This window comes from Pseudomonas sp. FG36, from assembly GCF_057809275.1.
This window is the reverse complement of the sequence record NZ_JBMDJQ010000025.1, coordinates 47,555-71,924: the sequence shown is the minus strand read 5'-3', so window position 1 is coordinate 71,924 and position 24,370 is coordinate 47,555. Positions and strand designations below refer to the sequence as shown.

The 24,370-nt window shown below is 66.6% G+C and carries 19 protein-coding genes; 7 read left to right on the top strand and 12 right to left on the bottom strand.

Features of this window, described 5'->3' with window-relative positions; genetic code table 11:
• The gene (locus ACODS9_RS18820; RefSeq protein WP_046856273.1) at nt 1-288 is read left to right on the top strand and encodes a HigA family addiction module antitoxin; all 288 of its coding nucleotides are present in this window, start codon (nt 1-3) and stop codon (nt 286-288) included.
• A 54-nt stretch (nt 289-342) separates the two neighbouring features.
• Here ACODS9_RS18820 and glpT read toward each other — a convergent pair whose 3' ends face one another.
• The 10 genes from glpT to ACODS9_RS18770 all read right to left on the bottom strand — a co-directional run bounded on the left by glpT (nt 343) and on the right by ACODS9_RS18770 (nt 11,237).
• Nucleotides 343-1,695, bottom strand: coding sequence for a glycerol-3-phosphate transporter (glpT, locus tag ACODS9_RS18815; protein ID WP_367856533.1), 1,353 nt, complete (start codon nt 1,693-1,695; stop codon nt 343-345).
• A 324-nt stretch (nt 1,696-2,019) separates the two neighbouring features.
• Complete coding sequence (locus ACODS9_RS18810) at nt 2,020-2,325, bottom strand: NIPSNAP family protein (protein ID WP_046856271.1); 306 nt, start codon at nt 2,323-2,325, stop codon at nt 2,020-2,022.
• A gap of 130 nt (nt 2,326-2,455) precedes the next feature.
• Nucleotides 2,456-3,010 (bottom strand): lipocalin family protein, encoded by a 555-nt coding sequence (locus ACODS9_RS18805; protein ID WP_489094486.1) that lies wholly within the window; start codon nt 3,008-3,010, stop codon nt 2,456-2,458.
• Nucleotides 3,011-3,073: 63 nt separating this feature from the next.
• Nucleotides 3,074-3,655: a hypothetical protein gene (locus tag ACODS9_RS18800; RefSeq protein WP_489094485.1), complete on the bottom strand. Its 582-nt coding sequence runs from the start codon at nt 3,653-3,655 to the stop codon at nt 3,074-3,076.
• A gap of 83 nt (nt 3,656-3,738) precedes the next feature.
• A complete protein-coding gene (locus ACODS9_RS18795; protein WP_489094484.1) occupies nt 3,739-4,752 on the bottom strand; it encodes an XdhC family protein in 1,014 nt (337 codons plus the stop codon).
• A 153-nt stretch (nt 4,753-4,905) separates the two neighbouring features.
• Nucleotides 4,906-6,240 (bottom strand): c-type cytochrome, encoded by a 1,335-nt coding sequence (locus ACODS9_RS18790; protein WP_489094483.1) that lies wholly within the window; start codon nt 6,238-6,240, stop codon nt 4,906-4,908.
• A 17-nt stretch (nt 6,241-6,257) separates the two neighbouring features.
• The gene (locus ACODS9_RS18785; protein ID WP_489094482.1) at nt 6,258-8,504 is read right to left on the bottom strand and encodes a xanthine dehydrogenase family protein molybdopterin-binding subunit; all 2,247 of its coding nucleotides are present in this window, start codon (nt 8,502-8,504) and stop codon (nt 6,258-6,260) included.
• On the bottom strand, nt 8,504-8,959 hold the full coding sequence (locus ACODS9_RS18780; protein WP_023631311.1) for a (2Fe-2S)-binding protein: 456 nt from the start codon (nt 8,957-8,959) through the stop codon (nt 8,504-8,506). Before ACODS9_RS18780 ends, ACODS9_RS18785 begins: the two co-directional genes overlap by 1 nt.
• Nucleotides 8,960-9,107: 148 nt before the next feature.
• Nucleotides 9,108-10,610, bottom strand: a complete 1,503-nt coding sequence (gene proP, locus ACODS9_RS18775; RefSeq protein ID WP_023631310.1) for a glycine betaine/L-proline transporter ProP — start codon at nt 10,608-10,610, stop codon at nt 9,108-9,110.
• A gap of 168 nt (nt 10,611-10,778) precedes the next feature.
• Nucleotides 10,779-11,237, bottom strand: coding sequence for a GNAT family N-acetyltransferase (locus ACODS9_RS18770; RefSeq protein ID WP_489094481.1), 459 nt, complete (start codon nt 11,235-11,237; stop codon nt 10,779-10,781).
• Nucleotides 11,238-11,783: 546 nt separating this feature from the next.
• On the opposite strand from ACODS9_RS18770, the gene ACODS9_RS18765 reads away from it, so the two are divergent.
• From ACODS9_RS18765 to ACODS9_RS18745, 5 genes are all read left to right on the top strand, one after another.
• Nucleotides 11,784-13,493, top strand: coding sequence for a ShlB/FhaC/HecB family hemolysin secretion/activation protein (locus tag ACODS9_RS18765; RefSeq protein ID WP_489094480.1), 1,710 nt, complete (start codon nt 11,784-11,786; stop codon nt 13,491-13,493).
• Nucleotides 13,494-13,531: 38 nt separating this feature from the next.
• Nucleotides 13,532-17,767, top strand: a complete 4,236-nt coding sequence (locus ACODS9_RS18760) for a hemagglutinin repeat-containing protein (RefSeq protein ID WP_489094479.1) — start codon at nt 13,532-13,534, stop codon at nt 17,765-17,767.
• Between the two features lie 245 nt (nt 17,768-18,012).
• On the top strand, nt 18,013-18,369 hold the full coding sequence (locus ACODS9_RS18755; RefSeq protein WP_401105895.1) for a c-type cytochrome: 357 nt from the start codon (nt 18,013-18,015) through the stop codon (nt 18,367-18,369).
• An 81-nt stretch (nt 18,370-18,450) separates the two neighbouring features.
• The gene (locus ACODS9_RS18750; RefSeq protein WP_217869815.1) at nt 18,451-19,782 is read left to right on the top strand and encodes a D-arabinono-1,4-lactone oxidase; all 1,332 of its coding nucleotides are present in this window, start codon (nt 18,451-18,453) and stop codon (nt 19,780-19,782) included.
• A 9-nt stretch (nt 19,783-19,791) separates the two neighbouring features.
• Complete coding sequence (locus ACODS9_RS18745) at nt 19,792-21,069, top strand: DSD1 family PLP-dependent enzyme (RefSeq protein WP_489094478.1); 1,278 nt, start codon at nt 19,792-19,794, stop codon at nt 21,067-21,069.
• 82 nt (nt 21,070-21,151) lie between these two features.
• On the opposite strand, the gene ACODS9_RS18740 is transcribed toward ACODS9_RS18745, so the two are convergent.
• Nucleotides 21,152-22,099 (bottom strand): SphA family protein, encoded by a 948-nt coding sequence (locus tag ACODS9_RS18740; protein ID WP_401105899.1) that lies wholly within the window; start codon nt 22,097-22,099, stop codon nt 21,152-21,154.
• Nucleotides 22,100-22,331: 232 nt separating this feature from the next.
• Here ACODS9_RS18740 and ACODS9_RS18735 point away from each other — a divergent pair, with 232 nt between their 5' ends.
• Complete coding sequence (locus ACODS9_RS18735; RefSeq protein ID WP_401105901.1) at nt 22,332-23,363, top strand: AraC family transcriptional regulator; 1,032 nt, start codon at nt 22,332-22,334, stop codon at nt 23,361-23,363.
• A gap of 10 nt (nt 23,364-23,373) precedes the next feature.
• Here the strand turns inward: ACODS9_RS18735 and glsB are convergent, their stop codons facing one another.
• Nucleotides 23,374-24,291 carry a glutaminase B gene (gene glsB, locus ACODS9_RS18730; protein WP_038705799.1) on the bottom strand — a complete coding sequence of 306 codons (918 nt, stop codon included), beginning with the start codon at nt 24,289-24,291 and terminating at the stop codon, nt 23,374-23,376.
• Nucleotides 24,292-24,370: the final 79 nt, after the last annotated feature.

The following is a 24,370-nucleotide window of genomic DNA, read 5'->3' as shown; positions in this document are numbered from 1 at the left end:
ATGGCTATGCACAACCCGCCTCACCCCGGCGAAACCCTGCGTGAAGATGTCCTGCCGACCTTGGGCCTGACGGTCAAGGCGTTCGCCGAGCATCTGGGTTTCTCGCGTGAGGCGCTGTCGCGGGTCCTTCATGGCCGAGCGGCGGTTTCTCCGGACCTGGCGGTACGCCTGGAAATGGCCGGCATCAGCACGGCGCGGCTGTGGCTGACGATCCAGGTGGACTACGACATCTGGCAGGCGCGCCAGCGTCAGCAACCGGTGATCACGCGGTTGCATCAAGCCGCTTGAAAAAAAGCCCAGGGTGCAGGCCCCGGGCTTTTACCTGAGCGTCAGCCGAGGCTGTCAGGCCACTGCCTCACGACCGGCACTGGCCACCTTGGTATGGCGCAAGGTCGGAATCAGGAACGCAATCGCCAGCACGCAAGCGCTGACCAGCATCACGAAGCCACCGTCCCAGCCGAAATGGTCGACGGTGTAGCCCATCGCCGCACTGGCCGCGACCGAGCCGCCCAGGTAGCCGAACAACCCGGTGAAGCCGGCCGCGGTACCGGCGGCTTTCTTCGGCGCCAGTTCCAGCGCCTGCAGGCCGATCAGCATCACCGGACCGTAGATTAGGAAGCCGATGGCGAACAACGCGATCATGTCGATGGTCGGGTTGCCCGGCGGGTTGAGCCAGTACACCAGGGTGGCCACGGTCACCAGGGCCATGAACACGATGCCGGTCAGGCCACGGTTGCCGCGGAAGATCTTGTCGGACATCCAGCCGCACAGCAGGGTGCCGGGGATGCCGGCCCACTCGTAGAAGAAGTAGGCCCACGAGGTGGTGTCGACGCTGAAGTGCTTGGCTTCCTTCAGGTAGGTCGGCGCCCAGTCCAGCACGCCGTAGCGCAGTAGGTAGACGAACACGTTGGCCAGGGCGATGTACCACAGCAGTTTGTTGCACAGCACGTACTGGACGAAGATCTGCTTGGCACTGAACTCCTGCTCGTGGCTTTCATCGTAGCCTTCGGGGTAGTCGTTCTTGTACTGCTCGACCGGCGGCAGGCCGACCGATTGCGGGGTGTCGCGCATGGTGGCGAAAGCGAACACGGCCACCAGCACGGCAACCGTGGCAGGCACGTAGAAGGCCGCGTGCCAGTCGTTGGTCCAGGCCAGGCCCAGCAGGAACAGCGGGCCGATCAGGCCGCCGCCGACGTTATGGGCGACGTTCCATACCGACACCACGCTGCCGCGCTCTTTCTGCGACCACCAGTGCACCATGGTCCGCCCGCTTGGCGGCCAGCCCATGCCCTGGGCCCAGCCATTGATGAACAGCAGCACGAACATGATCGTCACGCTGGACGTGGCCCAATGCGCGAAACCGAAAATGAACATCACCCCGGCCGAGATCAGCAGGCCGAAGGGCAGGAAGTAGCGTGGGTTGGAACGGTCCGAGACCAGGCCCATGAGGAACTTGGACAAACCGTAGGCGATGGCGATGGCGGAGATCGCCAGGCCCAGCTGGCCGCGGGTGTAGCCCTCTTCCTCGATGAGGTAGGGCATGGCCAGGGAGAAGTTCTTGCGCAGCAGGTAGTAGCCGGCATAGCCGAAGAAGATCCCGGCGAAGATTTGCCAGCGCAGGCGGCGATAGGTGCTGTCGACGTGCTCGTCGGGCAGCGGCGCCTGGTGCGCGGCAGGGCGGAAGAAGGCAAACATGTGAAGCTCCCAGCTTGTTATAGGTATGCGAAAACGAATTTTACATTTTCGTTACAGAAAAAATACCGGTTCTGCTGGGAAATACTGTTGTTTTGTGAACCTTGGCCAGCGCTATCCGCAGCCGAGCCCTCTCCCGCGCGACTTGCGCGCAAGAGGGGCTGCGACGGGGGAGGGTGTTGGTCGACACTGGCTAGGCTCTTTGTCGATCGACGATCCTGGGGCGAGGGTGCTTAGGTGAGGATCGTGATCGAGGTGCAATAGTTCAGTGGCGTTTGCCGTTGGCTTTAGCGGCGCCTGCTGGAGCCTGGGTCTTGCCTGGGAAATTCAGTCGAGCACGGGCCGCAGGAAGCTGCGTTCATAGCTGAGGATGAAACGCTGCTCGGTGGCCAGGGCGAAGGCGGCGATGCACTCCGGGTCGGTTTCCGAGGCTTTGCGGTACTCCTCGTAGGCCGCCAGGCTGGGGAAGCTGAACAGCGCGTAGGCGACATTGTTGGCGCCTTCGCTGGGCAGGAAGTAGCCATGGTGGCTGCCGCCCATGCGATTGACCAGGCCGATCCACAGCTTGCCGTAGGCTTCGAAGGCGGGGACCTGGTAGGGGTCGATGATGTACTTGAGGTGGCAGGTGATCATTGCACGCAATCCTTTGGGTGAGCCGGGTGGCTCACCTTACAGGGCGTGGGTGTGGGCAGCTAGTGTGGTGTTTTGCAAATACGACCAATAAATCGCCGCGAGTTATGGTCGTTATTTGTGAAACACCACACTAGGGCTTGGCCTGGCGCCAGATCAGCTGCTCGGTGGAATAACCCTGCTTGCGCGCCAGCGCCAGTAGCTGGTCACGGGTCTGGTCACTGACGGTGGGGGTGCGCGACAGCAGCCACAGGTATTCGCGGTTCGGGTGGCCGACTACGGCCACGCGGTAATCCGCGTCGTGATACAGCACCCAATACTCGCCCTTGGTCAGGTCCGGTGCCAGGCGGCTGAACCAGTTGTCGAAGCGTACCCAAAGCTTGTCGGTGCGGCCGGGCACTTGCGCCTCGGCGATGCCGTTGGCCTGGTTCCATTGGCCGTCCTTTTCCAGGCAGCGGTTGGTGACGTCGATGCGTCCGTCCTCGCGCAGGCCATAACGGGCCTCGGACTGCACGCAGTTGCGCTGGAAGAACATCGGCAGGCGCGCCAGTTCGTACCAGGTGCCCTGGTAGCGCTGGAGCTCGACCTGTTGCGTGGTGGGCGGTGGCTGCTCGTCGCGGGCGCTGGTGCAGCCCAAGAGCGCGAGGGTGAGGCAGCAGCAAAACGGCACGGCCAGGCGCATCGCCATGGGAAACCTCCTGAAGGGGGGAAAGGCTCACATGGCTTTCGATGCGCGGGCCGGCCAAAGGTTTTACTGGGCTGGGCGGGAAGTTTCCACGCTCAGTACTTCGGTAAAGATGGCTTCGACGGTCTGGTCGACCTTGAGGTTTTTCATGCGTGCCTGCAGCTCGGGATTCTCGACCTTGACCACCTGCAGTTTGCCTTCGGGCGGCAGCAGGGTGACTTCATGAGCGTTGAGGTCGATCTTCTTGATCTGCGAGGTGACCTTGACCTGGCGGAAAGCCTCGCCACCAGGGTTGGGGTTGGCCGCGGTGGCGCGGATGGTGCCCGATTCCTCGGAGGCCTTGGGCGCGCCGCCGACATTGGTGTTCAGTACATAGGCGATGGCGCGGGTGACTTTGATGTCGACCTGGTCGCCGACCTTGAGGTTGGGCAGGGCCTTGGCTTGTTCGGTGAGCTGGAAGGTCACGTCCTTGTCGTGGGGACCCTTGACCGTGACCTGGCGGTTGGGCAGGTCGATCCTGGTCACTTCGGTGGTGATATGGCTTTCCAGCGCCTCGCTGGCGATGGGCAGTTCGGCGGCGTGGGCGGCGAGGCTGGCCGCACCGATGAGCGAGGTGAAAGCGATGGCGCGGGCGAGAGTCGAGTTCATTGGCCTGTCTTCCTTGTGGTCGATACCGAGAGGTGGTTCGCGTTGAGCAAGCATAGACAGTAGTTGGCCGGTGTGTGGCCCGCTCACAAGGCTGGCTGTTCCAGGGCCTTGGCGGCGGACACGCTCACAGCTCCGGGCAGTGTTACGGCATTCTTGGCGGCCAGCACTTCGGCCATCACGCTCACCGCGATCTCCGCCGGGGTCTTGCTGCCGATGTAGATGCCGATGGGGCCATGCAGTCGTTGCAACGAGGCCTCGCTCTCGCCGAAATGCTCGATCAAGCGCTCGCGGCGCAGTTGGCTGTTGCGCCGCGAGCCGATGGCGCCAATATAGAACGCCGGGCTGTGCAGGGCCTCGAGCAGCGCCAGGTCGTCGAGCTTGGGGTCGTGGCTGACGGCGATGATGCAGGTGCGCAGGTCTGCGTTGAAGGCGCGCACCGCATCGTCCGGCATGCCCTTGAGGTGCTCGACGCCGGCCACCGCCCAGGTCGCCATGTGTTCGGGACGAGGGTCGCACACCGCCACCCGGAAGCCGTTGAACAAGGCCATGGTCGCCAGGTACTCGGCCAGGGCCCCGGCGCCGATCAGCAGCATGCGGTAGCCGGGGCCGAGGGTGTTGACCATGTGCTGCCCATCGAAGCTGAACTGCTCGGGCGTGGCGGTGGCGGCCAAACTCACCGCGCCGCTTTGCAGGGCCAGTCGGCGGCGCATCAGCCGGCCCTGGTCGAGGTGCTCCAGCAGTTGCTGCAGCGGCAATACTGCCGGTTCGAATTCCAGGATCAGTTCCAGGGTGCCACCGCAGGGCAGGCCGAAGCGGTGGGCCTCGTCGGCGCTGACGCCATAGCGGATCACCTCGGGCCTGCCCAGGGGCAGGCCGGGGCCGCCATAGGCGGTGGTGTAGCGATGGATCAGGTCGTCCTCGATACAGCCACCGGACACGCTGCCGACTACGCGGCCATCGTTGCGCAGCGCCATCATCGAGCCGACCGGGCGAGGGGAGGAGCCCCAGGTGCGGGCGACAGTGGCGAGCAGCACGCGGTGCCCGGCCTGGAGCCAGTCGTGGGTGGTGCGCAGGACCAGCAGGTCGATGCTTTCCATGGTGTCCTCGGTATTTCAGTTGACTGTGATCGGGGCCGCTGCGCGGCCCATCGCCGCGGTTCGTCGCCACGACAAGCCGGCTCCCACTCCGAACGCATCGGTTTGAAGGCCTGTGCTGTACCTGTGGGAGCCGGCTTGCCGGCGATGGCGGTATCAGCGCATATGCAGAATGATCGGGCTGCTGCTGGCAGGGTCGGTATGCCCGCGCAGCTCGCCCACCGCCTTGGCCTGCACCGCGCCGCCATGATTGCCCCAGGCACTGCGGGCGAAACTCAGCACCTCGGCGATCTCCCGGTCCGACAGCTGCTCGCGGAACGCCGGCATGCGGTACGCGTCCGGCACCCCGGCGGCGACGATGCGCTGCGAGCCGTTGAGGGTGATGTTGATCGCCGAGGCGTTCTCTGCGGCCAGCATCGAGGTGGCCCCCGCCAGCGGCGGCATCCACTCGGCCTGGCCCTTGCCATCCGCGCCGTGGCAGCTGGCGCAACGGGTCGCGTAGGTGTGCGCGCCAGGCGCATCAGGCGCGGCGGCCGTCGCCTGGTACTGCCAGGGCGCACCATCACGCCGAGGGTCACCGGGCAATGCCTTGAGGTAGCGGGCGATCGCGCCCAGGTCGTCATCGCTCATGAACTGCGTGGAGTTGTTGAACGCCTCGGTCATCGAGCCGTACACCACTGCATGGCGATTGCGCCCGGTCTTGAGGAACTGCACGATCTCGGCTTCGCTCCAGCGCCCGAGCCCGGTGTTGTGGTCCTGGCGCAGGCTCGGCGCGTACCAGCCATCGAGCAGGGCCCCGGCGAGGAACGGCGCGCCGCTTTCGTCCAGGGCTTTCTCGTTGAAGGCCAGGCCCCGAGGCGTATGGCAACTGCCGCAGTGGCCGGGGCCCTGGACGATGTAGGCGCCGCGATTCCACAGCGGATCCTGGTCGGGTTTCTGCGCATAGGCGGTAGTCGGTGCGAAGAGGCCGTTCCACAGGGCGATGGGCCAGCGCAGGTTCAATGGCCAGGGAATGCTGCTGGGAATATTGGCTTCGGCTGCCGGTTGCACGCCCTTCATGAAGAACGCGTAGAGCGCGCGCACATCGTCGTCGCTGAGCTTGGCATAGGACGGGTAGGGCATGGCCGGGTATAGCCGTCGTCCTCCCGGCGCCACGCCCTGGCGCACGGCGCGGTCGAAGTCGGCCAGGCTGTAGGCGCCGATGCCGTGCTCGCGGTCTGCGGTGATGTTGGTGGCATGGATCGCCCCCAGCGGCGTGGCCATTTCCAGGCCTCCGGCAAAGGGCGCCTTGCCCGGCAGGCTATGGCAGGCCACGCAGTCGCTGAGGCGGGCGACGTATTCACCGCGGCTGACCAGGGCGGCGTCGGCGCTGTCCGAGGCGCTGAAGGGCGTGGCAGGCTCGCGGGTGACGTACCAGGCCAGCAGGCCTGCCGCGACCAGGCACGGCAAAGCCAGCCAGCCTGCGGTTCTTGCGAATCGGCTGTTGTTCATGGGCTGTCCTTGTCGTGTCAGCTGAAGGTATGGCGGCTCAGGGGCATGCTGCGCACGCGCTGGCCGGTGAGCTGCGCCACGGCGTTGGCCACTGCAGGCGCCACCGCCGGCAGCGGCGGTTCACCGATGCCGCCCATCTTCGCCCCGCTCTCGACGATGCGCACATGCACCCGGGCCATGCGCGACGGCGGCAGCACCGGGTACAGATCGTAGTTGCGCGCCCGTGGCATGCCGTTCAGCCACACCGATTCTTCCAGCAGCACCTGGGACAGGCCCAGGGATACCGCGCCGTTGACCTGGGCCTCGATGATCGCCGGGTTGACGATGCTGCCCGGGTCGATGGCCTGCCAGATGTCGTGCACCTTGACCTGGCCCCCCTCCAGCGACACTTCGGCGATGACCGCCGCCTCCGAGCCGAACGGTGAGGCCATGGCCACGCCGCGGGCGCGCTTGCTGCCGTCCTCGGCGGTGAACGGGCCGCGCTTCCAGCCGCCTGACAATTCGCCCACCGCCTGCAGCAGGGTGGTCAGGCGCGGGTTGTCCCGCAGCAGTTGCAGGCGCAGCTCGAAGGGATCGTGGCCGCCCTTGTCGGCCAGCTCGTCGAGGAACGACTCGTAGAAGAAGTCGTTCAGCGAATTGCCCACCGAGCGCCAGTAGCCGAGCATGGCCGGGCCTTTGACATAGATCTGCGCGATGCGCTTGTTGGCGATGGCGTAGGCCTTGCCCGACAGCCCTTCGAGGGCGGTGGGGTCGACCGTGTCGCCCTGCTTGCCGGCAATGGCTTCGGTCGGGCCTTCGGTGGCGCTGATCGCCTCGATGGCCACCGGCAGGCCTTTTTCGTCCAGCGCAGCGCGGAACTTGACCACGGCCATGGGGCGCATGGCATCGCGCAGGAACTCCTCCTCGCGGCTCCAGATCAGTTTCACCGGCCTGCCGACCGCCTTGGCCAGGGCGATGGCCTGCGGGTAGGGGTTGGCCGAGTCATACAGGAAGTGCCGGCCGAAGAAACCGCCGAGCAGTGGCGAATGCAGGGTGATCCGCGCCGGGTCCAGGCCGGTGCGCTTGGCGATGTCGTCGCGGAACATGTCCTGGGCCTGGTTGGGCAGCCACACTTCCAGCGAGCCGTCGGGGTTGAAACGGGCGGTGGCGGAGGGCGGCTCCAACTGCGCGTGGTTGAGGAACTGGTTGTGGTAGGTGGCCTCGACCTTGGTCTTGGCTGCGGCCAGGGCACCGGCGACATCGCCGTGGTTTTCCTCGTCGCGGCTCGGCCCGGTCTGGGCGGCCAGGTGTTCGCGCCAGCCATCGCTGGAAAAATCCGCAGGCATGGGCCGCACCTGGCTGTCGGCGGCCACTTCCTTCCAGTCCACCTGCAGCGCTTCCACCGCACGCTTGGCGTGCCACCAGCGTTCGGCGACCACGGCGACCGCACCAGGCAGTTGATGCACCGAGTGCACGCCCTTCATCGCCTTGACCTGTTCCTCGTTGCGCAGGCTGCCTACGGTCATGCCCAGGCGCGGGGCATGCTGCACGGCGGCGTGGAGCATGCCGTCGACCTTGACGTCGATGCTGTAGACGGCCTTGCCGGTGGACTTGTCGTAGGCGTCGAGGCGCTGCACCGGCTTGCCGATCCAGCGGAACTGGCTGGGGTCGCGCAGCTTGACGCTGGCAGGGTCTGGCACCGGCAGGTCCATGGCCTTGGCGGCCAGTTCGCCGTAGCCCAGCGCACGGCCCGAGGCCCCGTGCAGCACCTTGCCAGGCTCGGTGCTCAGTTCACCAACTGGCACCCCCAACTGCTCGGCGCCAGCCTGCAGCAGCATGGCGCGGGCCAGGGCGCCGAGGCGGCGCATGGTCGGGTAGCTCATGCGCACCGACATGCTGCCGCCGGTGATGCGCAGGCCGTTCTCCATCACCACGTAGGCCTCGCCCGCTGGCGCGCTTTCGACCACGAAGGTGGCCGGGTCGGCGTCCAGTTCCTCGCCGATGATCTGCGCCATGGCCGTGTTGACGCCTTGCCCGCCCTCCATGAACGGGCTGAGCAGGTGCACGCTGCCGTCCGCGCGGATTTCCAGGAAGGCCGGCACCTGGGTGCCACGCTCGGGGGATGTGGCGGCGGCCTGCACTCGCGCCGAGCTCAGCGGCAGGCCGAAGCCCAGCACCAGGGCACCGATGGCGCTGCCGGCAAGAAAACGCCGGCGCGACAGGTTGACCGTTTCGCCGCTGCGCAGCCGTGCCAGGTCGTCAGGGGTGTCGATACGCGCGTTCATCAGGCGTTCTCCCCTTGGGCCAGTTCGTGCACGGCGGCATGGATGGCGTTGTAGGTACCGCAGCGGCACAGGTTGACCATGGCCGCGTCGATCTGTTCGGTGCTGGGCTTGGGGGTGTGCTTGAGCAGCGCGGTGGCCGCCATCACCTGGCCGGACTGGCAGTAGCCGCACTGGGCCACCTGGTGCTCGACCCAGGCGGCGACCACGCGCTTGCCCACGGCGTCGGCTTCGATGGCCTCGATGGTGGTGACTTCACGACCGACCACGCCGGCCACCGGGGTGACGCAGGCGCGCACCACATTGCCGTCCACCAGCACCGAGCAGGCGCCGCATTGGGCCAGGCCGCACCCGTATTTGGTGCCGGTCAGGCCGAGGTCGTCACGGATCACCCAGAGCAAGGGCGTGTCGGCGTCAGCCTCGACCTGGTAGGTCTGCTGGTTGATTCTTAGTTCCATGGGCTCACCTGCTGATCATCGGTTCTGGAAGCGGGGAATACGCTGTTCCCCAATCCAGAAACGCTAGCACATGGCCTCGTTGCGCAATCGATGCACCCCGCAGGTTCAGAGGATCAGGCAAGCAATCCGGCGGAATGCGCAAGCCCCCTCAATCGATGCGTGGGTGCTGCTGGGCCAGGGTCTTGCGCTTGGCCTCCAGCTCGGCGATCTGCGCGTCGATGTCCTCGATCTTCTGTTCGATGTTGTCGTGGTGCTCCTGCAGCAGTTCGCGGGCTTCGTCGATATCCGAGGCGGCCGGGGCAGCGCCGCGCAACGGACGGTTGGCGGTCTCCTTCATGGTCAGGCCGGTGAGTAGGCCGATCACGGCGATCACCATCAGGTAATAGGCCGGCATGTACAGGTTGTCGGTGGTTTCCACCAGCCAGGCGGCGAGGGTCGGGGTCAGGCCGGCGATCAGCACCGAGATGTTGAAGGCGCTGGCCAGGGCGCTGTAGCGGATGTGGGTGGGGAACATCGCCGGCAGGGTCGAGGCCATCACGCCGATGAAGAAGTTCAGCAGCACGGCGAGGATCAACAGGCCGGCGAAGATCACCGCCAGCTTGCCGCTGGTGATCAGCATGAACGCCGGGATCGCCAGGGCGAACAGGCCGACGCTGCCGATGATGATGAAAGGCTTGCGCCCCCACTTGTCGCTGAGCAGGCCGATGATCGGCTGCACGAACAGCATGCCGACCATGATCGCGATGATGATCAGCACGCCGTGGTCTTCGCTGTAGTGCAGGTTGTGCGAGAGGTAGCTGGGCATGTAGGTGAGCAGCATGTAGTAGGTGACGTTGGTGGCGATCACCACGCCGATGCAGGTCAGCAGGCTGCGCCAGTGCTGGGTCGCCACCTCCTTGAACGACACTTTCGGGCCGCTGGCCAGGCCTTCGCGGTCACCTTGCTCGAGTTTTTCGACGTGTTGCTGGAAGGCCGGGGTTTCTTCCAGCGCGTGGCGCAGGTACAGGCCGATCAGGCCCAGCGGCAGGGCCAGGAAGAACGGCAGGCGCCAGCCCCATTCGAGGAACTGCTCCTCGCCGAGGAGCGTCGAGATCAGCACCACCACACCAGCGCCGAGGACGAAGCCGGCGATCGAGCCGAAGTCCAGCCAGCTGCCGAGGAAGCCGCGCTTGCGGTCCGGGGCGTACTCGGCGACGAAGATCGAGGCGCCGGTGTATTCACCGCCCACCGAGAAGCCCTGGGCCATCTTCGCCAGCAACAGCAGGATCGGCGCCCAGATGCCGATGCTGGCGTAGGAGGGGATCAGGCCGATGGCGAAGGTGCTCAGGGACATGATCACGATGGTCGCGGCCAGCACTTTCTGGCGCCCGTAGCGGTCGCCCAGGGCGCCGAAGAACAGCCCGCCCAGCGGGCGGATCAGGAAGGGCACGGAGAAGGTGGCCAGCGCCGCGATCATCTGCACGCCGGGGCTGGCGTTGGGGAAGAACACCTTGCCCAGGGCATAGGCGACGAAGCCGTAGACGCCAAAGTCGAACCATTCCATCGCGTTGCCCAGGGCGGCGGCGGTGATGGCCTTGCGCATCTTGGCGTCGTCGACGATGGTGATGTCCTTCAAGCCGATGGGCTTGACGGGTTTTCTGCGTGATTTCATGGGCCGTTGTCCTTGAAGGCTTGGGGCATGGCCATGGTTTGGCCAGCCTTGTACCTAGGGTCAGATACAACGGCGCGCTAAATAATTCCCTGCTGGATCATTTGTGTGCGACACGGATGGCCCTGGCGCGGGGCAAGCCCGCTTCTACAGAGGCCATCAGGCACGCGATCAGAGCGTGCGTGACATCAGCCAGTGCTGCTGCCCCCAGGCCTCGAAGGGTTCCAGCGGCACCCAGCCACGCTTGGCGTAGTAGGCGCTCTGGTCGTGGGTGTGCAGGTAGAGCGTGGAGACTCCGCTGCTGCGTGCATGGGCGCAGATGCCTTCGATCAGTTGTTCCGCCAGGCCTTGCCCTCGTGCTTGCGGGGTGACGAACACGCAGGCCAGCCACGGACCAAGGTCGCCGCGCCCGGGCAGGTCGTCGCTGGCCAGGGCGGCGCTGCCCAGCAGGCGGTCGCCGTCGAGGGCGACCAGGCATCGCCATTGGCCGTTGCGCTGGCCTTCGGCGAATTCGCGTTGCCAGTCGGCAAGCGGCACGTCCGCGTACTCGTAGTGGAACTGTTGGTGCAGCCACTGGGCGAGGGTATCGCTGTGGGCCATGTGGTGTTCAAGCCAGTCCAGGCGGGGCATGCTGTTGTCCTTGTCGAGGGGCATTTCAGTGCGGTGGGCTGTGATGTCGCGAGCATACACCAGGCATCTAACGCGTACTCGAGTTGCAAGTACATTCGAGGACAGTCGCTTCAATAGAGTCGAAAGTTCAGCACGAATCGTCGCCGCACGGGCCAATTATTCGGCTTAGTTTCGGCGCGTTTCACCGAAGTAGAATCCTCTTGTGTGTTTCCAAGTTGCTGTGCGCAGGCGGCATGCGACTAAAGTCCGGTGTCTCCCGCTCGTGTCTAGAAGTACCGTTGGCTCAAACAGTCGGCAAGTTTGATTGTTGGACAATCTAGCGCGTCAGTCCCTCTGGCCTCTGCAATACGGGGTGTCGGGTGACCAGGTGGTCATGCCAGGCTTCGGGTGGTAATTGGCAGTCATTAACTTTTCCGTGAGCGCTCCAGTGAATAACGCTCAACTTTCTAAAGTTATTGCACGTGTGCCGATAACTCTCGGTAACCGTGCCGGGAAGTTCCAAGTGCTGCGATTCTCGCTGTGCCTTTGCCTGCGAATGGGTGTTGTATGTCGTACCTGTCTGCTATTGATTGCCGTCGCGTATCGCTGTGTGTCGTATTGGCTTGCCTGTCCCTGGGCAACGTGCGTGCCGAGACGTTCGTGCCCGGCCAGGAAGTGTTGCGCCAACAGCAACAGCAACAACAGGACCTGCAGCAACTGCAACTGGAACAACGCCGCCGTCAACTGCAGCGCGGTGCGTTCACCGGGCCCGATACTTCCGCGCAGGTCCCCCAGGCCGCGGCCCCGGATACGCACTGCTGGCCGCTGGCCGGGGTGCGGGTGGGCGGCGTCACCCTGATCGACCGTGCCACCCTCGATGCGCGCATCGATCCGCTGGTGGTGGCGTGCATGGGCGTGGGGCAGATCAACCAGCTGCTGGCGAGTATCACCGCGCTGTACCTGGAAAAGGGCTATATCGCCAGCCGACCCTACCTGAGCAGCGCGCCGGCAGCCGGGCAGTCGCTGGACATCCTGGTGGACGAAGGCTACCTGGAGGCCATCGAACTGGCCGACCAGCACCTGCCGGTGTCGCTGGCCGGGGCCTTCCCCGGCATGCTCGGCGAGCCGCTGAACCTGCGTGACCTGGAGCAGGGCCTGGACCAGCTCAACCGCCTGCGCTCGGTCGACCTGACCGCCGACATCGCCCCCGGCAGCCAGCCGGGCGCCTCGAGGATCATTCTGCGCCCGCGCAGCGCCGGCCAGCCACGGGTGGCCGTGGGCCTGGGCCTGGACAACCTTGGCAGCGCCAGCACCGGGCGCGACCGTCGCGTGCTCAGCCTGGGCCTGGACAACCCGCTGGCACTCAACGACCTGCTCAGCCTGTCGGCCAGCGATACCCTCAACCAGGGCGACCGTTACAGCCGCAACGCCAGCCTGTACTACGCGATCCCCTATGGCTACTGGACCTTCAGCCTATTCGTCAGCCATGCCGAGTACCGCTCGCCGGTCAAGCTCAGCACGCTGACCCTGCATAGCCGCGGCATCACCGACCAGCTCAGCCTGCGCGGCGAGCGTGTGCTGTGGCGCGACCAGCGCCATCAACTGAGCGCCAGCCTGCAACTGGCGCACAAGGATGTCGACAGCGAGTTCGCCAAGGTCCGCCTGGACGTGCAGAGCCCGACGCTGACCGTGGCCGAGGCCGGACTAAACCTGTTCTGGCTCGACCACGCGGTGTGGAACCTGGACCTCAACTATGCCCAGGGGTTGCATTGGTTTGGCGCCGACGACGATGCCGATCGGCGGGTGCCGGACCTGCCCATGGCGCAGTTCCACAAGTACCGCGCCGGCCTCAGCCAGTGGCGCAATGGCCAACTGCTGGGCCAGGCCTGGCAGTGGCAGAGCCAGCTCAACCTGCAGTACAGCCCCGACCCGCTGCCGGCCATCGAGCAGTTGCTCGGCACCGACGATTCGGCCGTACGCGGCTACCGCATCAGCAGCCTGTCCGGCGCCAGTGGGGCGGTATGGCGCAACACCCTGCGCCTGCCGTTGCGGGCGCAGGGGCCGTTGAGCGTCACCCCACGGCTGGGCCTGGACCACGGCTGGATCAAGGTCGACCACGGCGCCGCCAGCCAGCGCCTGAGCGGCGCGAGCCTGGGCGTGAACCTGGGCTGGAAGGCGCTGCAGCTGGACATCGACTACCAGCGCAGCCTCAACACGCCCCGCGGTTACCAGCGCGAGCCCGAAGTCTGGCTGTTGCGGGCCGCCGTGCAGATTTGAGCGCACCGATTCAGCAGTACCTACATGGAGAGTGACCTATGCCCAAGACCCCCTTTACCTTCAATTTGTCCCCGCAAGGCAAGCTGCGCTGGGCGATTGCCAGCCTGCTGCTGGCCACCAGCCTGCCCCAGGCGCTGGCCGGCGGCGTGGTGGTCGCCCCCGGGCCCGGGGGCACGGCGCAACTGCAGACCCAGGGCGGCGTGCCCATCGTCAATATCGTCGCCCCCAACGGCGCGGGCCTGTCGCATAACCAGTTCCTCGACTACAACGTCGACCGCCAGGGCCTGGTACTGAACAACGCCCTGCAGGCCGGGCACTCGCAGCTGGCCGGCGAGCTGGCGGCCAACCCGCAGTTCCAGGGCCAGGCGGCGAGCGTGATCCTCAATGAAGTGGTCAGCCGCAATGCCTCCGCCATCAATGGCGCCCAGGAAATCTTCGGCCGTGCCGCCGACTACGTGCTGGCCAACCCCAACGGCATCTCGGTCAACGGCGCCAGCTTCATCAACGCGCCCAACGCCAGCCTGGTGGTGGGCCGGCCCGAGCTGGAAGCGGGCCGGCTCAAGGCCCTGGGCACCCAGGACGCCAACGGCCAGTTGCAGGTGCAGGGCGCTGGCCTGCGCAACGACGGCGGTTCGGTCAACCTGATCGCCCCGCGCATCGACAGCCAGGGCCGCCTGGATGCCCGGGACCAGCTCAACCTCACCGTGGGCCGCAACCAGGTGGATTACGCCAGCGGCCAGGTCAAGGTGCTTGACGGGGGCGCGGCCAGCGGCGAGCAGCGTATCGACGCCAGCCTGTTCGGCGCGATGCAGGCCGGGCGCATCAATATCGTCAGCACCGCACAGGGTGCCGGGGTGCGGGTCGGGCCGGGGCAGATCGAAGGCCGCGACGGCGTGCGCATCGACTCGGCGGGTGACCTGAACATCAGCGGCGCCGCCGTGGCCGACTCGCTGCAAGCGACCCGCGCGGGTGTGCGCAGCAGCCAGGGCGATGTGCAACTGCGGGGTGCCCAGGACCTGACCCTGGCCGCCGCCGACGTGGCCGGGCGCGACGTCAAGCTCGACGCCGGGCGCAACCTCACCCTGAGCACCGTGCAAAGCCGCAAGCTCCAGGAGAAACGCGAGAACTGGCGCAGCGGCGCACTGGGCATCGATTGGGAAACCTACCAGCGTACCCAGATCGATAGCGATACCCGCGAGCATGGGGTGCAGGTCGTGGCCCAGCGTGATGCTCGGGCGAATGCCGGCCAGGATGTCACCGTCAATGCCGCCAGCATCGAGGCGCCCGGCCAACTGAGCCTGAACAGCGGTGGCGACCTGCGCTTGACCGCCGCCACCGAACGCCAGGTCAACAGCGACCAGGGCAAGCACACCAAGGGCTTCTGGAAGGCCGACTGGGACAACCGCAGCGAAACCCAGCGCAGCGTCACCAGCCAGCTCAAGGGCGGCGATATCGAACTGCGGGCCAAGGCTTCGGTGCTGGCCGAAGGTGCCCAGCTGACCAGCGGCCAGGACATCCGCATCGCCGGCAAGCAGGTGCAGATCAGCAACGCCTCGCGCACCGACCAGCGCGACAGCCAGAACCAGCAGAGCAAGTTCTTCGGCGTCAGCCACAACGAAGCCAAGCAGAACAGCCGGGAAAGCACCGCCGTGCGCAGCGAGCTGGTGGCCGGTGGCAGCGTCGGCCTGAACAGCGCCGAAGGCATCGAGGTGGTCGGCTCCACGGTCAAGGCCACCGGCGCGTTGAACGCCGACGCGGCGGGCGACCTGAAGGTCGCCTCGGCCCAGGACACCCGTGAGCACGGCAGCGCCAGCAGCAGCCGTGGTTTCGTGGCCTCGGCCAAGGAGACCGCGCCGGGCTCGGGGCAGTATCGCGCCGGCGTCGGCTATGCGAGCGATCGCCAGAGCGCCACTGGCAGCCAGGTCAGCCAGCAGGGTTCCAGCCTCAGCGGCAGCGAGGTTCAGCTGACCGCCGGCGCTGACCTGACCGTCAAGGGCGCAGCGGTGAAGTCCACCGCAGGCGATACCACCCTGACCGGCAAGCAGGTGTCGTTGCTGGCTGAGCAGGACAGCCGCAGCGAGTCCCGCGACAGCAGCCACACCGGGGGTGGCGTCTACCTCACCGCCGGCCTCGACCGTGCCGGCGCCGGGGTCGACTTCGCCCATGGCACCCAGCAGGACACCTCGAACAGCAGCACTGCCAAGACCACCGGCATCGACAGCGCCGGCGGCTTGACCATCAAGGCCGACACCCTGGCCAGTGAAGGCGCGCAGGTCAACAGCGCCGGCACCCTGAGCGTCAGCGCCAACCAGGTGGACAACCGCGCGGCTCGCGACACCACCAGCAGCAGCCACCAGCAGAGCAACTGGACGGCGGATGTCGGTGTCAATGTCGAGTACAAGGACATCGCCCGGCCGATCGCCGGGGTGGTCAAGGATGTGGTGGACGGCAAGGTGTCGGTGAAGGACGCGCTCGACGGCAAGTTGCCGCTGGGCGATGTCAAGGACGTGCTTGCCGGCAAGACCTCGCTGACCGATGCCCTGGGCAAGCTCGGCACGCCGAACCTGGGCGTCGACCTGGCCGTGGGCCATGCCAGCCAGCAGCAGGGCGAGCAGACCGGCACCGCGGTGGTCAGCCAGTTCAACGGCCAGGGCGTCCAGCTGGACGTGGCCGGTGCGCTGAAGGATCAGGGCACCCAGTACAACGCCAACGGCGGCGCGCTGAACGTCAAGGCCGGCACGTTGCAGGCCGATGCGGCCAGCAACACCCACAGCCGCAGCGAGCAGCAGGTGAGTGCCGATGTATCCGCCCGGGTCTACACCAAGACCGGCGAGGACCTGAATGTGACCGCCAGTGGTTCGGGGGGGAGCAAGAGCCTGGCCGAAGACCGTTCCACTGCCGTGGTCGGCACCTTCAGTGGCAATCATGGCCTGAACATCCAGGTCGGCGGCGATGCCCGCTTCGAAGGCAGCCGCCTCGACGGTGGCCAGGTCGCGGTGGCAGTGAACACCGGCGGCAAGCTGGCGCTGGAGCAGGCCAGCAACCATGAGCGTCGCGACACGAGCAGCCTCGGTGGCAGCGGCTCGCTGACCGTGGGCACCTTGCCGGTGGGCGACAAGGTCGACCTGGGCGCGGGGCTGCAACTCGACCATGCCGGCGAACACAGTGTCGACAGCAAGGCCCAGGTGGCGAGCATCAGCGGCAGCGGCCCGGTGCGGTTGGGCAGCGCTGGCGACCAGACCTTGCAAGGTACGCGCATCGACGTAGCGGGCCCGGTCGAACTCAAGGCCGGTGGCGCTCTTGACCTGCAGGCCGCCAGCGACACCCGGACCGTCAGCGGCAGCCACCTGGGCGGCGGCCTCAACCTCGGCGGCAAGGCAGCCACCGGCGAGCAGGGCCGCGACCTGAGCGGCAAGCTGGGCGGCAACTTCAATGTGGGCCAGACCAACGAACGCTCGCAGACCCTGAGCGGCGGCCAGCTGAACAGCCGCGCCAATGTGGACCTGGCCGGCCAGTCGGTGCATCTGCAGGGCACGCAGGTCGCAGCTAGGGGCGTCAACGTCGGCGCAGGCGAGGGTGGCCTGGCGCTGGAATCGGCGCAGTCCACCCAGAGCCGCAACAACTGGGGCGTCGAGCTGAAGGCCGGCGGCAACCTGAGCCGCAATACCCCGGCCGACGCCGACAAGCAGGCCACTGCGTCCCATGATTTCGACCTCGGCGGCAAGGTGCACGTGGATCATCTGCAGGGCACCACCCAGCAGAACAGCCGGATCGCCGCCGACACGGTGGCGTTGAACAGCACGGGCGCGGCGCAACTGAGCGGCGCCCGTGTCGAAGGCCAGCACATCGGCGGCAAGCTCGACGGCGGGCTCAGCATCCAGGAGCGTCAGGACACCACCACCTCGGTGCGTCTTGACCTGGGCGCCGGCCTTGTCGGCAAACCGGGCGAGGCCAAGGAGGGCGAAGCCAAGCCCGCCTTCGGCTACACGCCGTCGTTCAACGCGCAGGGCGAGTTCCTGCGCAAGGCCGGGGTCCAGGAAACGTCGCAGATCGCGGCGCAGCGCGAGCTGGGGCTGCAGGTCAAGGGCGTGGAGCAGGGCGGGAACACGGTCGGGGCCGAGGTGAAACCGCTCGGTTACCAGGTCAAGGCCACCCTCGACCTGCCCAAGCTGCCTGAAGCCGGCCTGCCTAGCGTGTCGCTGGATGACGGCAAGCTGAAGGTCGGGCCGGTGACGGTCGAAGGTCAGCTTGACGGCCTGACCAACAAGGGCTGACGGGGCACGCCTCGTGCCCCCAGCCTGAAGAGAGACTACGTGGGAGCGGGCAAGCCCGATCCCACGTAGCGCTCATCATCTTCTGCTCCCTGCAAGCGGGCCAGTCCCGCCTTGCAGGATTGTCCGATCCCACCCCCCTCGCTGGCCGCCAATGCCCTGAACCGCCAGCCTGTTCCCGCCTTACTGTTGCCCCTACCCACCACAAGAAAACGCCGTGCCCAAGCACGGTAGAAGAGGGGAGCACCATGCCGCTTTTTCCACCGCTGCTGCGCGCAGCAGCCCTGACCACCCTGGCCCTGCTGCTCGGCGGTTGCCGGGACGACAGCGAACCCGCCGCCACCCAGGCCGCCCCCGCCGACCCGGCGTTGGCCGCGCTCTATGCCAGCACCTGCAAGACCTGCCACGCCAACCCGGCTTCCGGTGCCCCCCTGGCCGGCGACACGGCGGCCTGGGCGCCACGTCTTGCCCAGGGTACCGACCGCCTGCTCGACCACAGCATCAACGGCTACGAGGGCATGCCGCCCATGGGCCTGTGCATGCAGTGCTCCGAGGCACAGTTCCTGGCCCTGATCGGCTACATGGCCGGCCAGCCCCTCCACTGAACGCAAGGTATCCCCATGGCGATCCACCTCTCTCGACGTCGCTGGCTGCAACAGGCGGGCGCGGCCTGCGCCTTGCTGGCGCTGTCCGGCAACCCGGCGCTGGCGCAACTGTTGCGCGCGCCACGGCTGATTCCCTGGCGCAATTGGTCCGGCGCGCAGAGCTGCCTGCCCGAGGCGCGGCTGGCGCCGCAGAGCCTGGACGAGTTGGTCCAGGTCATCGGCCAGGCCACCGGCAAAGTACGCCCGGTCGGCTCGGCGCATTCCTTCAGCGCCCTGGTACCAACCGACGGTACCCTGGTGTCGCTCGGTCACTTCAGCGGCCTGCTCGATCACGACCCCGCCACGCTGCAGGCCGAGTTCGCCGCCGGCACGCCGATGGCGTCGATGGGCGCGGCGCTCAAGGCGGTCGGCCAGGCGCTGCCGAACATGGCCGACATCGATTACCAGACCCTGGCTGGTGCGATCGCCACCTCGACCCATGGTACCGGCGTCGGCTTCGGTTCCTATTCTTCACGGGTCAGCGGCCTGCAACTGGTCACGGCCAGCGGTGAAGTGCTCGACTGCGACAGCCGCCGGCACCCTGAAGTGTTCGCCGCGGCGCGGGTGTCCCTCGGCGCATTGGGCGTGGCCACGCGCATCCGCCTGCAGAACCGCGAGGCCTTTCGCCTGCGCGAGCGGCAGTGGATCGCCCGTACCGACGAATTGCTGGAGGAGGTGGAAAAGAACACGCGCGAAAACCAGCACTGGGAAATGCTGGTGATCACCCACTCCGACTACGCGCTGTCCATCGCCCTCAACGAAACCGAGGATGCACCGACCGCCGCCCGGGACCCGGCGAGTGAAGGCGGCAATGAGTTCGTCAGCCTGATCGAGAAGCTCGACAAGTACGGCAGTGACTTTCCTGCCGCGCGGCGGGCGTTGCTCAACAGTCTGCGGCATGTCGCCAGCTTCGACGAGCGGGTCGATGACTCGTACGCGATCTTCGCCAACGTGCGCAACGTGCGCTTCAACGAGATGGAGTACTCGGTGCCCGCCGAGCAGGGGCCGGCCTGCCTGCGGGAGATCCTCGCGCTGATCCGCGAGCGCGACCTGCGCACCTGGTTCCCCATCGAGTACCGCTACGTCAAGGCCGACGATATCCCGCTGAGCATGTTCGAAGGGCGCGACAGTTGCTCGATCTCGGTGCACCAGCACTACAGCATGGACCACCACAACTTCTTCGCCGCCATCGAGCCGATCTTCTGGAAGTACGCCGGGCGCCCGCACTGGGGCAAGCTGCACACCCTCAATGCGCGCACCCTGCAACCGTTGTATCCGCGCTGGAAGGACTTTACCGAGGTGCGCCAGGCGCTGGACCCGACCGGCAAGTTCCTCAATGCCCACCTGGCCTCGATCCTGGGCGTGGCCCACTAGGAGGTGTAGATGAACAGACGCAGATTCCTGGTTGGCGCCGCCGGTGCCGGCGTGCTGCTGGCCGCCGCCGGCGCCTGGCTGCGCCCCGGCGCACAGGGCGCGCCGCACAGCGACTATTTCGCCAGGCTGCAGCGCGAACTGCGCGAGCACGGGCCGATGCGCCCGGTGATGCTGATCGATCTCGACCGCCTGGACCACAACATCGACGTGGTGACCCAGTCGGTGCGTCGCGCCGGTAAGCACCTGCGCCTGGTGGAAAAGTCGCTGCCTTCGCCGCAGTTGCTCGACTACATCGCACGGCGCGCCGGCACCGGCCGCTTGATGTCCTTCCACCAGCCGTTCCTCAACCATGACGCCGTGCGCTTTGCCGATGCCGACATACTGCTCGGCAAACCGTTGCCGGTGCGTTCGGCGCAGTTGTTCTACGAAGCGCACCGCGGCGCTTTCGATCCGGCCAGGCAGTTGCAATGGCTGCTCGACACCCCCGAGCGCCTGCAACAGTACCTGGCGTTGGCCCAGGGGCTGGGCACACGGCTGCGGATCAATATCGAGCTGGATGTCGGCCTGCACCGTGGCGGGGTAAAGGATGTGGCGGAGCTGGAGCGGATGCTCGCCATCATCGCCGCCAACCCCCGGCACCTGACCTTCGCCGGCTTCATGGGCTACGACCCCTTTGTCGGCATGGGTGTGCCGGGCATCCTGGGTTCACCCGAGGCGCTGTTCGCCAAGGTCATGGGGGCGTATGACGGTTTCGTCGAGCATGCCCGTAGCCGCTATCCCGGGCTGTGGCGCACGGACCTGACGCTCAACACTGCCGGCAGCCCGAGCTATCGCATGCACGAGCACGAGCGCACCAGCAGCGAGGTGTCGGTGGGCTCGGCATTGCTCAAGCCCAGCCACTATGACCTGTCGTCGCTGCAGGACCACATGCCTGCGGCCTACATCGCCACGCCGGTGATCAAGCGCACGGGGGCGGTGCAGATCCCGGCGCTGGACGGCAAGTCGGCGTTGTTCGCCTGGTGGGACCCGAATCAGCGCGAGACCTTCTTCATCTACGGCGGCAACTGGCTGGCCGAGCCGGAGTCGCCCCAGGGCCTGCGTTTCAATGGCCTGTACGGGCGCAGCTCCAACCAGGAAATGCTCAATGGCTCGGCTGCGGTCGGGCTGCAGGTCGACGACCAGGTGTTCCTGCGACCGACCCAGTCCGAGGCGATCCTGCTGCAGTTCGGCGACCTGCTGGCGGTGCGCGAGGGGCGGATTGTCGAGAGGTGGCCGGTGTATGCGTGAGCCCTTTGAGATCGAGCGCCGCGCGGGCGGCGCTCAATCTCGAGAGCACTGCAAGACTATCGCCTTGCACCTAGAAGGAGCATCACAAACTGAACGGCAAGCTCAGCTTGACCCACAGCATCTCGCCCTCCGGCCTGTTCTGCACCGCGAACTCCTTGGCCCAGCGTGCCTCGATGCTGGCGTACTCGAGGAAGGTGTAATGCAGCGCCGGGCCGATGGCGAACACCTGGCCACGCACACCGTCATCGACATCCTCGCCCATGAAACTCACGGTTCGACCGAACTGCTTGTCGTCGGTGGTCTGCTTCACGTAGTAGCCATTGACCCCCAGGCGCAGGTTGTCGGTCACCCGGTAGCTGGCTGAATAGTCGAAATGGAACAGCTGACCCGAGCGGTAGTCGGTGTCGTGATTCTCTTCATTGAAGCTGTAGGTAGCCTTGACCGACAGCTCGCTGCGTTCGCTGGGCAGCCAGGTCGCCGACAACAGAGGCTTGTAGGTGTAGAAGTTGTTGCTGGTGTTGGCCAGGCGCGTGGCTTCGTAATCCCCGGTGGGCAGGGTGATCTCCAGCGCCGCGCCCAGGGTCAGGCGTGGGCCGAGGTCCCAGAGGATGATTGGTGCGACCGTAACGTCGCCCTGGCTCTCGTGGCGGCTGCGCTGGCCGAACATCGCCACTTGCTGGCGCATGTAGGGCTGCGCCACGTAGCCGCCGAGCCGACCGCCGAACACGCGCAGCGGGCTGAGATAGTCCAGCCGCGGGATGATCGCATCGGAGGTGATCTTCACCTGCGGGACCTTGCCACCGAGCGAGCTGATATCCAGCTTTCGCGCCTGGTAGTGGTTGTAGTACAGGTTGAAGGCGAACATGTGCTCCGGCAGTTGATCGACGTTCAGCGGCAGGACGAAGAAACCGTCGGTGCCGGGGCCGATGTTGTCGACACCGTTCTCGGTGGCGTGGGCTGGGAGTGCGAGGCTGGCGCTGAGCATGCAGGCGGCTGTCGGGGGCAGCCAGGGGCGGCGGGTCGGGGTCATGGTCGGGCTCGTTCTTGTTGTTGTGGGCGAGCGGCGTCGGCCGCCCTATACAAATAAGCGCTGGCCGCGCGGGGATGCAGGGCCTTACCGGCCAGGCAGGGGGGCTTTGCCGGACACTCTGCAATATTTTGTTACTCTCGCCGCCAGGGCCTTCCCCTGCGCGATATGATGACGGCGCCGAGCGCAGCCCCGACAACAAGAATCCAGGCGTCTCGGTTCGGGAGTCGTCGCCATGCCCCATACCCCCCTCGACCCGCAGCTGGACCAGGCGCTGGCCTCGCCTTTCATGTTGCAGACGCTGATCCAGCTCGCCAGCGACCGTGGCCTTGACGGCGAGCGGCTGTGTCGCGGCCTGGGCTTCACCCCCGGCGAGCTGCAGGACCCGGCCCAGCGCATCGCCTGCCGCCAGGCAGTGACGCTGATCCGCCGCACCCTGGAGGCCCTGCCTGGGCAGGGGCTGGGGTTATGGGTCGGGCATCGCAACGTGCTGGGTACCTTGGGCCTGCTGGGGCATGTGCTGTCGCTGTGCCGGACCCTGCGCGATGCCTTCGAGGTGGGCGCGCGCTACCAGCACACCAGCGGCGGCATCGCGGTATACAGCCTGCATGAGGGTGAGCGGGAGACCTTCGTCGAGGTGGAATGCCGGTTGCCCTATGCCGATATCCAGGTGTTCGCGGTGGAAGAGTTCTTCGCCAGCCTGATGGTCTACAGCCGGGCGCTGATCGGCACCGGCTTCGCGCCGCTGCGCTTCGAGTTCACCCATGCCGCGCCGGTCTACCTGGAGGCCTACGCTAGCCTGTTGGGCCCTGAGGTGGCGTTCGGTTGCCTGCACAACCGCATGGTGATCGCCAGCCACTGGCTGGACCAGCCCTTGCCGGGCCATCAGCCTGTGGCCTTGCGCCAGGCACTCACCCTGCTGGAGATGGAATGCGCGCCGCTGCAGCACAAGGCCAGCCTGCTGCAGACCGTGGAGCGCGCCATCGCCCGCGACTTGCCCCAGGGCTGCCGTATCGATAGCGTCGCCGCTGACCTGAACATGAGCAGCCGCACCCTGCGCCGGCATCTGAACGAGCACGGCATGACCTTTGACGGCTTGCAGGAGCAGGTGCGCCAGGCGCGGGCGATGAGCCTGCTGGGCAACCCGCGGATGGCCATCGAGCGCATCGCCGAGACGCTGGGGTACAGCGATGTGCGCGGTTTTCGCCGGGCGTTCAAACGCTGGACCGGGCTGAGCCCGTCGGCCTGGCGCGAAAGCCCTCCTTAGGCGACCTCGCTCAGACTGCCGAAAACACCGACCCGGTAATCCGCTCGCTCAACAGCTCCAGAACCCGCAACCCCGCCAGCGAGTTGCCCGAGGCGTTCAGCGCTGGCGACCACACGCAGATGCTGTAGCGCCCCGGCACCACCGCGACGATGCCGCCGCCCACGCCGCTCTTGCCCGGCAGGCCGACCCGGTAGGCGAAATTGCCGGCCTCGTCATACAGCCCGCTGGTGGCCATGATCGCGTTCACCTGCTGCGCCTGGCGTGGGCTGAGCACTTGTTCGCCGCTGTGCGGGCAGTAGCCGCTGTTGGCCAGGAAGGCGAAGCCACGGGCCACGTCGGCGCAGCTCATCGACAGCGCGCAGTGGTGGAAGTAGCTGCGCAGCACTGCGTCGACATCATTGTGGAAGTTGCCGAAGGCCTGCATCAGGTAGGCCATGGCCGCATTGCGCGCGCGGTGCTGGTACTCCGACTCGGCCACCACCGTGTCGCTGACGATACGCGGGTTGGCCGCCAGGCGGCGGACGAAATCGCGCATCGACAGGGTAGGTGTGGCATAGCGCGACTGGTTGATGTCGCAGATCACCAGCGCCCCGGCATTGATGAACGGGTTGCGCGGCCGGCCCTTTTCCACCTCCAGCTGCACCAGCGAGTTGAACGCCTGCCCCGAAGGCTCGTAGCCCAGCCGCGACCAGATGTCCTCGCCGCTGTGATTGATCGCCTGCACCAGGCTGAACACCTTGGAGATGCTCTGGATCGAGAACGGCGTGCGCGCGTCCCCGGCGCAGTGCAGCTGGCCGTCCAGGCTCTGCACGGCGATGCCCAGCTGGTTGGGGTCGACCTGGGCGAGGGCGGGAATGTACTGCGCCACCTGGCCCTGGACGAGCAGGGGGCGGACGTGGTCGAGGATCTCTTGCAGGAGTGCTTGCATCGGAAAACCTGGTGCGGAGGAAAGACGCGGTCGAAAACGTTCAGGTAGACGATGGTCGCTGGCTGCGGAGCACATCGAT

Excerpts from the sequence above, each read along its gene's own strand:
- glpT (WP_367856533.1), bottom strand. The coding sequence starts at position 1,695 with ATGTTTGCCTTCTTCCGCCCTGCCGCGCACCAGGCGCCGCTGCCCGAC.
- ACODS9_RS18805 (WP_489094486.1), bottom strand. The coding sequence starts at position 3,010 with ATGGCGATGCGCCTGGCCGTGCCGTTTTGCTGCTGCCTCACCCTCGCG.
- proP (WP_023631310.1), bottom strand. The coding sequence starts at position 10,610 with ATGAAATCACGCAGAAAACCCGTCAAGCCCATCGGCTTGAAGGACATC.
- glsB (WP_038705799.1), bottom strand. The coding sequence starts at position 24,291 with ATGCAAGCACTCCTGCAAGAGATCCTCGACCACGTCCGCCCCCTGCTC.
- ACODS9_RS18790 (WP_489094483.1), bottom strand. The coding sequence starts at position 6,240 with ATGAACAACAGCCGATTCGCAAGAACCGCAGGCTGGCTGGCTTTGCCG.
- ACODS9_RS18755 (WP_401105895.1), top strand. The coding sequence starts at position 18,013 with ATGCCGCTTTTTCCACCGCTGCTGCGCGCAGCAGCCCTGACCACCCTG.
- ACODS9_RS18770 (WP_489094481.1), bottom strand. The coding sequence starts at position 11,237 with ATGCCCCGCCTGGACTGGCTTGAACACCACATGGCCCACAGCGATACC.
- ACODS9_RS18810 (WP_046856271.1), bottom strand. The coding sequence starts at position 2,325 with ATGATCACCTGCCACCTCAAGTACATCATCGACCCCTACCAGGTCCCC.
- ACODS9_RS18760 (WP_489094479.1), top strand. The coding sequence starts at position 13,532 with ATGCCCAAGACCCCCTTTACCTTCAATTTGTCCCCGCAAGGCAAGCTG.
- ACODS9_RS18740 (WP_401105899.1), bottom strand. The coding sequence starts at position 22,099 with ATGACCCCGACCCGCCGCCCCTGGCTGCCCCCGACAGCCGCCTGCATG.
- ACODS9_RS18795 (WP_489094484.1), bottom strand. The coding sequence starts at position 4,752 with ATGGAAAGCATCGACCTGCTGGTCCTGCGCACCACCCACGACTGGCTC.
- ACODS9_RS18765 (WP_489094480.1), top strand. The coding sequence starts at position 11,784 with ATGTCGTACCTGTCTGCTATTGATTGCCGTCGCGTATCGCTGTGTGTC.
- ACODS9_RS18780 (WP_023631311.1), bottom strand. The coding sequence starts at position 8,959 with ATGGAACTAAGAATCAACCAGCAGACCTACCAGGTCGAGGCTGACGCC.
- ACODS9_RS18800 (WP_489094485.1), bottom strand. The coding sequence starts at position 3,655 with ATGAACTCGACTCTCGCCCGCGCCATCGCTTTCACCTCGCTCATCGGT.
- ACODS9_RS18820 (WP_046856273.1), top strand. The coding sequence starts at position 1 with ATGGCTATGCACAACCCGCCTCACCCCGGCGAAACCCTGCGTGAAGAT.
- ACODS9_RS18785 (WP_489094482.1), bottom strand. The coding sequence starts at position 8,504 with ATGAACGCGCGTATCGACACCCCTGACGACCTGGCACGGCTGCGCAGC.
- ACODS9_RS18745 (WP_489094478.1), top strand. The coding sequence starts at position 19,792 with ATGAACAGACGCAGATTCCTGGTTGGCGCCGCCGGTGCCGGCGTGCTG.
- ACODS9_RS18735 (WP_401105901.1), top strand. The coding sequence starts at position 22,332 with ATGCCCCATACCCCCCTCGACCCGCAGCTGGACCAGGCGCTGGCCTCG.